This window comes from Desulfoluna spongiiphila (assembly GCF_900101345.1).
GTDB lineage: Bacteria > Desulfobacterota > Desulfobacteria > Desulfobacterales > Desulfolunaceae > Desulfoluna > Desulfoluna spongiiphila.
In genome coordinates, this window is record NZ_FMUX01000010.1 from 227,344 (window position 1) to 237,645 (window position 10,302).

Genomic DNA, 10,302 nt, shown 5'->3' on the forward strand with positions numbered 1-10,302 from the left:
TTCCACAGAAAAATCTATTTTTTTGGATTTGTGAATTTTTTGAGACACCAGCTGTGTCCAGCAGCCCAGCGTATCAGGAGAGAAGCGCAATGATGGAGAGTATGAAGCACCTGAAATACCTCGTATGCGGCACCTTGTGCCTTGCCATGTGTGTCACTGCCCGGGGGACGGGCGCAACGGAGTTCAAGGTTCAGGCGGAACTGACAAACCAGGCGTTTTACCTCGGAAACACGGAGTTCAACCCCGACGCAAACATCATCGACCCCTTCACCGTCCACAGCCGCCTCCGCACGGAGGTCGAGGCCAAGATCAACCCCTATGCCTCGGGCGTTGCCCAGGTTGAGATCGGATACATCACCTGGGGCAACGACTCCCTGGGCAGCGTGGGGCAGGGGGCAGGCGGTGCCCTGGGCACGGACGGCGTCAACGTGGAGACCCGCCGGCTCTATGCCAAGGCCCAGATCCCCGACACCCATTTTTTCTTTGATATCGGCCTCCAGGGCCAGCTCACCCTGCCCACGGCAGCCTTTCACTCCCCCATCTTCTTCGATGACGTGGCGGCCCTCGTAACACGCTACGACAGGGGCAAAGAGTGCGGCCTCCGCATGCTCTGGGCCCGCCCCACCCGCGACCCCTTCAAGGGAGACAACGGCAACATCGAAATAGGGGCCGTCGATGGCTGGTTCTCCCTGGGAAACCTCACCGCCATGCCCTATGTCATGTACTCAGACATCGGCAAGGACACCACCATTTACATGCGAAACTTCGGCAAACGAAGCCACCCCTCCCAAGGGGTACGTTTCACCCCCACCACCGATGCCGACGGTTACTGGTTCGGCCTTCCCCTCTCCTACACCCCGACGCCGAACCTCTACCTCGGGGCAGACCTCATCTGCGGCACGGTCCAATCGGAGACCCGCCATGAAGAGGCCGAAGGGTACCTGGCCACCCTAAAACTCCAGCGCACCTTCCCCGGAAAATTCGCCACCGTCCTTTCGGGATGGTACGGCAGCGGCAACGACGCCAACACCGACAACGGCATCGAGGTCCTGCCCGTGCTCAGCGGCCCCCAGTCCCGGGGTCTCAAAGCCACCACCCTGGCCACCGATGCGGACATGTACAACATCAGCCTCGTCTCCAAAACCGGCCAGGGCACCGCCGGGGTGAACCTGGGACTCAAGGGAATCCCCCTTTACAAGGGCCTTCTTCTGGATATCGGCGCCAGTTACATCACGGGCACCTCGGAGAGGGGCCACGGCATGCCCCTTTATTTCGGATGGGACTTTGCAGGCCAGAACATCGGCTTTGACAAGGGGGACTACGCCCTTGAGTACACCGTGGACATGGACTGGTGGGTCACCAACCGCGTCCGACTGGCCTTCAGTGTAGGCGCCGTGGACATGCGCCTGGAAGGGGAAGACCAGAGCAATATCGCCACCAAGGCAGCCTTTGCCATGTCCTACTACATCCTTTAAGGCGCCGGCAAAGGGCATTTCGACAACCAGACACAAGGACTTCTCATGACACATTCTGAAAAAACCAAACTCTTCTATGGCTGGTGGGTCGTGGCCGCCTGCTCCCTCATCGTTCTTCTGACGGCCATGAGCCGCTATTCGCTCACCATTTTCATGCCCACCCTGGAGGCCGAGCTGGGATGGAACCGAGCCACCCTCGGTTTCGGTATGACCGTGCACCTCTGGGTCTATGCCTGTGCCTCGCTTCTGGTGGGGATCCTGGTCGACAAATTCGGATCCAGGTTTCCCATGATGATAGGCGGGGCCCTCATCTCTGCAGGGATCTTCCTCCTCTCCGGGGTGGGCACCACGCTTGAGTTTCAGCTCTTCTACGGGGTGATCTTAGGGCTCGGGGTCTCCTTTGCCTACTTTGTGCCCGGCGTGGCAGCGGCCCGGGTGTGGTTCCAGGAAAAAGGGGCCCTGGCCATTGCCATCACGAGCCTGGGCTCGGCCTGCGGCCTGGCCATCGTGAGCTTTCTCATCCCCGCCATGATCGAAGCCTGGGGCTGGAGAACGGCCTGGCTGTACCTGGGCCTCACGGCCGGTGCCCTGATCATGGCCCTCTCCCTTGTGGTCAAACGCTCTCCTGCGGTCATGGGGCTCTACCCCGACGGGGTCTCAGCCCAGGAACACACCGAACGCATGGCCGCCACCGAGGGCCCGGCCGCTCCCGCCCGGGACTGGACCGTCAAGGAAGCCCTGAAGACCCCCTCGTTCTGGTGCGTTGCCATGGCCTACACGGCTTTCAACTTCCCCGGAATGGGCCTTGTGGCCCACGTGGCAAGCTGGGGGTTTGATATCGCCAGGCAAAGCGGGGTCGCCCCCGCATCGGCCAAGACCGCCATTACGGCTGCCATGTTCGCGCTCTCCATCCTCGCCGTCGTGGGCATGCTCTTAGGGGGCGCCCTGAGCGACCGGTTCGGCAAAAAACCCGTCAGCATCGTGGCCCTGGTGACGGGGCTCCTGCTCTGCCTAGCCTTCACGCAGGTCACCTCCCTTTTCGGGTTCGCGGTCGCCATGCTCCTTTTCGGGCTGATCCCCTCCTTCTTTTACCCCATCTGGACGGCCCTGCTGGGGGACATGTTTGGAACAAAACCCCTGGCCACCCTCATCAGTATCGGCATCTTCGTCGGGGCCATCATCGGGGGGACAGGCTCCTATGTCTATGGGTGGGCCTTTACGACCTTCGGCAGCTACAACATCGCCTTCCTGATTTCAGCGGGATGTTTTCTCTTTGCGACAGTCTCGATCCTGCTTGCCAGACACAACCCACAGCCCGTCGCAGGGACTCGAAGCGCCACAAAGTCAATGTCGATCCCGGCAAGCGAATAAACCGCCCACAGGACCAACCGTATTTATTCAAAAATCACCGCCACGAAGCATGGCGCAACCCCATAGAAAACAAAACCAAAGGAGACTTCATGCTGGACATCAAATTGACCAACGGAACCATCATCGACGGCACGGGATCCGCTGCCTACAAAGGGGATATCGGTATCACCGGCGACAAAATCACATGCCTCGGCTGCCTGGACGATACCGAAGCAAAAACGACCGTCGATGTAACCGGACACACCGTCTGCCCGGGCTTCATCGACATACACACCCACTCCGACACCGTCCTTCTCGCCGACGGAAGCGCTCAGAGCCAGATCCGTCAGGGGGTCACCTTCGAGGTGTGCGGCCAGTGCGGTGCCAGCATCGCCCCGTACGAGAACGTAGAGAACATGCGGCAGTACAGTCCCCTGCCCCTGCTGACGCCCGTGGACTGGGACAGCTTCGGCAGCTACCTGGACTGCATGGACCGGCAGGCCCTGGGCCTTAACGTCGCCTCCATGGTGGGACACGGCGCCCTGCGCATCAACTGCATGGCGTCCCCCCAGGGGACGGCCAGCAACGATGAGATCACCGCCATGGAGGCGATGCTCGATCAATGCCTGGAGCAGGGCGCTTTGGGGCTCTCCTTCGGCCTGGAGTACGAACCCGGCTTTTCATCCGCCACCGAGGAGCTGGAGCGACTCTGCGCGGTGGTGGCGAAACACAAGGGCATCGCCGCCATGCACTCGCGGGATCGCGCCAGGTACTACGACACCGGCATCGATGAGGCCATTGCCCTGGCCCGTAACACCGGGGTGACCATGCAGGTGTCTCACATCAATCCCAAGTACGGACGCCCGGACAACGGCATGCAGCGGATCCTCGATGCCGTCCTCAACGCCCGGAAAGAAGGCATCAACGTCTACATGGACGTAATGGGCGTAAACTTGAACCACACCAACATCGCAGCCATACTGCCCACCTGGGCCACCGAAGGGTCACCCCAGGACGCCATCAAGCGATTGAAGGACCCGGTCCTGCGCCAAAAGATAAAGGTGGAGCTCAAGCCGGTCTGGCAGATTGTACGGGAAGAGAAATGGGACAAGGTATGGCTCCTGAACGCCGCGGGCTCCCCAGATCTTGTGGGCCTGTCCTTTACGGAGATCTCGGAAAAACTGGGCCGCCCTGCCTTGGACTGCGCCTTTGACATCATGATCAACGAAGGCGAAAGACTCAGGAGCGCCCTGTGGACATCCCGAAGTTTCTCCTACGACGACGTCGCCGTGGCCCTTCAGGACCCGGAATGCCCCTGCATTTCCGACGGGTTTGCCATGGCCTCCGAGGGCCTTCTCTCCCAGCTTCCCTGCTCTCTGCACACCTTTGACTGGGTCCCCCTTTTCCTCGACGAGTTTGTAACCAAACGGCGCACCCTGACCATAGAAGAAGCCATCCGGCGCCTGACCTCGGTCCCGGCACGCCGCGTGGACATCTCCGACAGGGGCATGATCAAACCCGGCCACCATGCGGACATCGCGATTTTTGAAACGGAGAGGTTCAAACCGTGCGCCACCTTCGCCAACCCGCGGACATACCCCAAGGGCATGGTGCATGTGCTGTGCAACGGTGAGTTTGTCATGAAAAACGGAGAGCGTCAGCCCGCCAATCCCGGCCGCGTGATCCGAAGGTAACCATCACGCATTACCCCTCGGGGTATAGCGAAGCGCCCCCTAGTTCAGGGGTGGGGGCGCTTTACCGCCTGGTACGGGATCAGATATGGAACCGGGTGACGAGGGTATCGATATGCCGGGACAATTTGCCCAGGGAGAGGCTGGTCATCAGGACCTGCTTAACATACAGGAAAAGGAGGAACGGAAGGGAGAGGGGGGCACCCCGACGCATCTCATTCTTCCAAAGCAGGGTAGTCCGTGTAGCCCTCTTCCCCACCCCCGTAATAGGTCGCCTCGTCCGGTTCGGCCAGGGGCGCGTCCTGTTCGAAACGCGCCACCAGATCCGGGTTTGCGATATACAGGGCTCCGAAAGAGACAAGGTCGGTTTCGCCCCTTCGAAGGCTTTGTTCGGCCCGATCCTTGGTGTAGCCCGCGTTGGCCATGTACGGCCCCCGGAACCTCTCCTTGATCCGTGAGTAATCTATATTTTTTTCCCCGGAGACAAAATCACCTTCCACCACATGGAGGTAGGCCAGGCGATAAAAACTCAACATCTCAGCCACGGCCTCAAAGGTGGCCTGGGGCTCGCTGTCCCGGATGTCGTTGAAGGTGTTCTCCGGAGAGAGGCGTACCCCCACTCTCCCGGGCTCCACAACCTTCAGGATCGCCTCGGTCACCTCTTTTAAAAAGCGCCCCCTGTTCCCTATGTTGCCCCCGTAGGCGTCTGTCCGCCGGTTGGTCCCGTCCCTTAAAAACTGATCGATGAGGTACCCGTTGGCGCCGTGGATCTCCACCCCGTCAAAGCCTGCGGCCATGGCGTTTTCCGCTGCCGCGGCGTACTGGGCCACGATGCAGGGAATCTCTTCGGCCCCCAGCTCCCGGGGCGTTTCAAAAGGAGCCATGCCCGTCGGTGTAAAACTCTCCCCGGCAGGAACAAGGGCGGACGGCGCCACGGGTTTTTCGCCATTGGGCTGAAGGGACGGATGGGAAATCCGGCCCACATGCCAGAGCTGGAGATAAATCCGTCCGCCCTTGTTGTGCACGGCCCCGGTCACCTGGGACCAGCCCGCCACCTGCTCCGGGGAATGGATCCCCGGGGTCCAGGGGTACCCGACCCCCTGGGGTGAAATCTGGGTGGCCTCGCTGATGATGAGCCCTGCCGTGGCCCGCTGGGCATAGTACTCAACATTCAAGGCATGGGGAACGTTGCCCTCCCCTGCCCGACTCCTCGTCAGGGGCGCCATCACCACGCGGTTGGGAAGGGTCAAGGGACCGATGTGAAACGGGGAAAAGAGCATCTCACGGGACATGGCCTGATCTCCTTTTTTTGGGGTGTCGTCTACGATGAATAAGGGACGGAACAAAAAACGGTGTGCGTGTCGAAATGTTTGAGTTTATTTCTTGAAAGGGCTCTGACAGCAGAAGGGGCACAGAGGAAAATATGGCATGATTATACACCATCCAGAGACAAGACGGTACCATGCAACGCAAGGCAGCTTTCTACCGTAACAGTCACCCACTCTGGTGGCGGGGGCAACTCGCGGCGAAGCACAAAGGCTGAAGCAGCCGATAAACCGAAACAGATCTCAAAACCTGTTCATCAAACGTTTCAAAAATTTGGCCCCCGGCAGGGCCGCCGGAGGCACTTTTCCTAAGCCATGGCCCTCAACGCGGCCAGATGACCGTGGCCGTACCGTCCAATACCAGGGTCCCGTCCTGGTTGGTGCAGGTGGTTTTGAGGTGGGTGAGCCCTTTGTCGGTGGGGGGCTCGGTGACCTCCACCCGGGCGGTGATGGTGTCGTTGACCTTCACCGGGCAGGTAAAGGTAAGGTTCTGGCTCAGATAGATGGTCCCGGGCCCGGGGAGTTTCGTCCCGATGACGTTGGAAATGAGGCCCGCCGTCAACATGCCGTGGGCGATGCGCCCTTTGAAGCGGGTGGTGCCTGCATAGACATCGTTGATGTGCACCGGATTAAAATCCCCGGTGATTCCCGCGTACCCGTTGATATCGCACTCCGTGATGGTCTTGGCAAACTCTGCGCAGGCTCCCTGCGCCAAACGCGTGGTCATATGGTGCCTCCTTTATCAGTATCCTTTAAGGGTCAGGCTAAAAATAAATGTACCGATTCAGTTATGCCTCCGGCGGGTCGCTTTTTTATAAAAAAGCTCCGCAAAAAATGTTCCTAATGCACCCGCGCTTCGTTTTGATCGCCCTTCGGGGCGATCAAAACGAAGCGCGGGTGCGAACATGACGATATTGTTTCGGCGGAGCCTGGAAAGGCTCACTTAAAACCTGTTTGTCAAACTTTTTAAAAGTTTGGCCCCCGGCAGGGCCGCCGGAGGCATCGCTTTTGTATGCTTTATTCTTGTTCAATCCTTTACTGAAGCAGGCTCACCGCCCGTAAACATAAGTGCCCGGGGCAACGCAGCTTGTTCCCTCCCCTGAAAACCGGCCCGGGGCGGGGGGAGCCCCTTTTTTTCCGGAACCGGCCATGAGCCACTTTTGCCAGTCCACCCACCAGGAGCCCTCCTTGACGGGGGTGCTTCGGAGCCAGCGCTCCGGGGGCACGTAGATTTCCCCCTCGCGCCGGGTGGCGATACGGTAGGATCGACCGGGGTGGCCGGGTTCGCTGACGATGCCCGAGTTGTGGCCCCCTGCGGTGAGCACAAAGGTGATGCTGCGTGCATCGGCGGCAAGATGAAATTTGTACACCGAGGTCCAGGGGGCCACGTGGTCCCTCTGGGTGGACACCAGAAAAATGGGCACATGGATGTCGCTGATCACCACGGGCCGCCCCTTGACCTCGAAGCGCCCTTCGGAAAAATCGTTGTCCAGAAACAGCTCCCGGAGGTACCGGCTGTGCATCCGACTGGGCATGCGTGTGGCGTCGGCATTCCATGTCATCAGGGCGTTCAAGGGCTGGCGCTCTCCTTTGAGGTACCGGCCCACGGCCTGGGACCAGATGAGGTCGTAGGCCCGCAGCAGCTGGAAGGCCCCGGCCATCTGGCCGGTGTCCAGGTAGCCCTGGTAACGCATGATGTCCTCTAAAAAACTGAGTTGGGAAGGGTCGATGAAGAGCATAAGCTCCCCAGCTTCGGTAAAGTCGGTCTGGGCCGCCATAAGGGTGAGGCTCTTCAGGCGCTCGTCACCATCCCGGGCCATGGCCGCGGCTGCGATGGCAAACAGGGTGCCCCCGAGGCAGTACCCCACCCCGTGGACCTTCCGCTCCGGCACCACCTCCTCCAGCTTGTCCAGGGCCGCCATCACCCCCAGCCCCATGTAATCCTCAAGATCGATGTCGCGATCCGCGGTGCCGGGGTTCTTCCAGGAGACCATAAAGACGGTGTGGCCCTGGTCCACGAGGTACTTCACCATGGAATTTTCCGCCGAAAGATCCAGGATGTAGTACTTCATGATCCAGGCAGGGACGATGAGCACGGGGTCGGCAAACACCTCCGGGGTGGAAGGGCGGTACTGAATCAGCTCCATGAGCCGGTTGCGGTAGATCACCTCCCCTTCGGTAACAGCCAGGTTACGGCCCACCTGATAGGCACCGGATTCGGCAGGGTCCATGCCCCGGAAAAGGCGGCTGACATCCTCGGCGTAGTGATGCAGCCCGCGCACGAGGTTTTCCCCCTTCTCCTTTTGGGTCAGGCGAAGCAGCTCGGGGTTGGTGGCCAGGTAATTGTACGGAGACCCCAGCTCCAGGACCTGACGGCCGAGGAAAGCCATGAACTCGCCGTGGTGGGGCTCCACCCCAGGAACCCCCACGGCCAGCTCGCCCCATGCCCGGCAGGCCAGCCGGTAAAGGCTTCGAAAGGTGCAAAAAGGCTCCTCTTCCCACCCCTCATCGTCAAACCGATGATCCGAGGCCCTGCCCCCGTCGCCCTCCTGCCGGTTCCGTTCCGCCCGAAGCGCAGCGGGAAGACTCGCCGCGGTCATTAACAATTCGGCCTGCTTGCCCGGGGAGTTGGCCAGGTGCATCACCCAGTCCCCGACGGCAAGCCCCGTGGCCACCGGTGAAAAGTTCATGGATCCTCGTCCCTGCAGGGCGTGCCACAGGGTATCCAGTGCCTGAAACGGTCGATCTGTCTGTGTTTCGCGTGTCATTTCCTACCCTCTTTTTCTGGGGACCGCAGACCGGCCTCGTCCGTTAAGCGGCCACCGTCGCTTTCTCTTTCTCGCCCTTTGTTTTGCGGACCTCTGCCCCGTCACGCTCCTTGAGCCACCCCGCGATATGGGGCACGAAGTCTCTCTGGCATTTTGAACTCACGTAAATGCCGATATGGCCGGTGTCGAGGCAGAGATCCTGAACGTCGGCGCTTCCCACGGCCTTGGTAAACCGGTCGCAGGCCGAAGGGGGCACCAGATGATCGTATTTGGAATAAATGTTTAAAACGGGCATGGTGATACGCGTGACATCCACGGCCTTGTCCCCTAAAGTAAAGGTGCCGTTTAACAGTCGGTTCTCCCGGTAAAACGCCGTGATAAACTCAAGGAAGGTCTCCCCGGGAATGTCGGGGCTGTCGAAAATCCACTTCTCCATGCGGATGAAGTTCTCAAGGAAATCCTTGTCGTCCAGATTGGCCATGAGGCCGTGGTACTTCTCCACCACGAGCTTGGCGGGGTTGAGCATGAGAAACCCCAGGTTCATGACATCGCCTGGCATGTTGCCGCACGCCTCCACGAGGCGCTCCACGTGGGTCTCCTTCATCCAGAGGTGAAGCAGGCCCTCTTCGGTGTCAAACCAGGTGGGGGTCACCGTGGTCACGAGGTTCTTCACCTTTTCCGGGTGCAGGGAGGCATACACCACGCCCATGGTGCCCCCCATGCAGATCCCCATGAGGTTGAGCTTGGGCAGGCGCTTTGTCTTCAGGATAAAATCAACCACATGGTCCATGTACCCCTCGATGTGGTCCTCAAGGGTCAGCCAGCGGTCCTTGCGCATGGGATACCCCCACTCCAGGACATAGACATCCACTCCCTCCTCCAGAAAATTCCGGATCACACTCTTGTCCGGCTGAAGGTCCAGCATGGTCTCCCGGTTGATCAGGGCGTAGACGATGAGAAGCGGGGTCTTCACCCCCTTGCCCTTTGTCTTTTTCGGACCATAGTGCTTCAGCCGGATCCGGTCCTCCGTGTACACCACCTCAAAGGGGGTGGTGGCGATCTCGGTATCCAGGTTCTCGGAGAGGTTGCGAAGGCTCTCTTCTGCGTAGGCCATGCCCTGACTGAAGGTACGCATGGACTCTCGGGCAAGGGATTCGGCCGTCTGTAAGGTGGAATAATTCATCGGATCCTCCGTGTTCATATAGACAATCTCAGCTAAGGCCGCACCGTGGTCTCGCTGCGGCCGGGTTGACGACACCACCGTGTGGTGCCGCCGGACGGGTAACTGCACACATCTGCCGGTGACGCAAAGGGGCCACGCCCCTTCGGTCAGGCCGGTTGCGGGGGAGAATCGGTCTCCCGCTCCAGAGCACCCACCCGTTTTTTCAACTGATACAGATCCTTTGACAGGGCATCCATTTCACGCAGGGACGGCACCCCGGCCGCCTGGAGGACATCCTCTCCGACCCCCACCACCTGGTGCCGGGCCTCCCCGGCCGTCACCATGAGCATGTCCAGGGCATCCAGGTACCCCTTGCTGGTAAAAAGCCCCTGGTATCCCTCCTCCATATGGCGCATCATGTGATCCCCGAAGGCTTTCCAGTCCTCGGGGGTGCTCGCGCTTCCCACCTCCTTGACGGCATGCTTGAAGGCGGCCTCCACGGGCAGCATCATGTACGCGGTGAACTCCAGA

At 60.2% G+C, this 10,302-nt stretch carries 9 protein-coding genes; 3 read left to right on the forward strand and 6 right to left on the reverse strand.

Annotated features, from left to right (window positions below; translation table 11 throughout):
* The first annotated feature begins 89 nt into the window (after positions 1-89).
* From BLQ12_RS14930 to BLQ12_RS14940, 3 genes are all read left to right on the forward strand, one after another.
* Positions 90-1,475: an alginate export family protein gene (locus tag BLQ12_RS14930; RefSeq protein ID WP_092211461.1), complete on the forward strand. Its 1,386-nt coding sequence runs from the start codon at positions 90-92 to the stop codon at positions 1,473-1,475.
* Between the two features lie 45 nt (positions 1,476-1,520).
* On the forward strand, positions 1,521-2,846 hold the full coding sequence (locus tag BLQ12_RS14935) for an MFS transporter (protein ID WP_092211462.1): 1,326 nt from the start codon (positions 1,521-1,523) through the stop codon (positions 2,844-2,846).
* A gap of 89 nt (positions 2,847-2,935) precedes the next feature.
* Positions 2,936-4,519 carry an N-acyl-D-amino-acid deacylase family protein gene (locus tag BLQ12_RS14940; RefSeq protein WP_175469841.1) on the forward strand — a complete coding sequence of 528 codons (1,584 nt, stop codon included), beginning with the start codon at positions 2,936-2,938 and terminating at the stop codon, positions 4,517-4,519.
* 79 nt (positions 4,520-4,598) lie between these two features.
* On the opposite strand, the gene BLQ12_RS28215 is transcribed toward BLQ12_RS14940, so the two are convergent.
* The 6 genes from BLQ12_RS28215 to BLQ12_RS14965 all read right to left on the reverse strand — a co-directional run.
* On the reverse strand, positions 4,599-4,730 hold the full coding sequence (locus tag BLQ12_RS28215; RefSeq protein ID WP_302846792.1) for a hypothetical protein: 132 nt from the start codon (positions 4,728-4,730) through the stop codon (positions 4,599-4,601).
* Position 4,731: 1 nt separating this feature from the next.
* Positions 4,732-5,808 carry an alkene reductase gene (locus tag BLQ12_RS14945; RefSeq protein WP_092211464.1) on the reverse strand — a complete coding sequence of 359 codons (1,077 nt, stop codon included), beginning with the start codon at positions 5,806-5,808 and terminating at the stop codon, positions 4,732-4,734.
* Between the two features lie 355 nt (positions 5,809-6,163).
* Complete coding sequence (locus BLQ12_RS14950) at positions 6,164-6,568, reverse strand: MaoC family dehydratase (RefSeq protein WP_092211465.1); 405 nt, start codon at positions 6,566-6,568, stop codon at positions 6,164-6,166.
* A 322-nt stretch (positions 6,569-6,890) separates the two neighbouring features.
* Positions 6,891-8,609, reverse strand: a complete 1,719-nt coding sequence (locus tag BLQ12_RS14955) for a PHA/PHB synthase family protein (RefSeq protein ID WP_092211466.1) — start codon at positions 8,607-8,609, stop codon at positions 6,891-6,893.
* A 43-nt stretch (positions 8,610-8,652) separates the two neighbouring features.
* Complete coding sequence (gene phaC / locus BLQ12_RS14960) at positions 8,653-9,792, reverse strand: class III poly(R)-hydroxyalkanoic acid synthase subunit PhaC (protein WP_254782060.1); 1,140 nt, start codon at positions 9,790-9,792, stop codon at positions 8,653-8,655.
* Positions 9,793-9,938: 146 nt separating this feature from the next.
* Positions 9,939-10,302: poly(R)-hydroxyalkanoic acid synthase subunit PhaE (locus BLQ12_RS14965; protein WP_139163990.1), on the reverse strand; the 364-nt coding region annotated here is incomplete at its 5' end.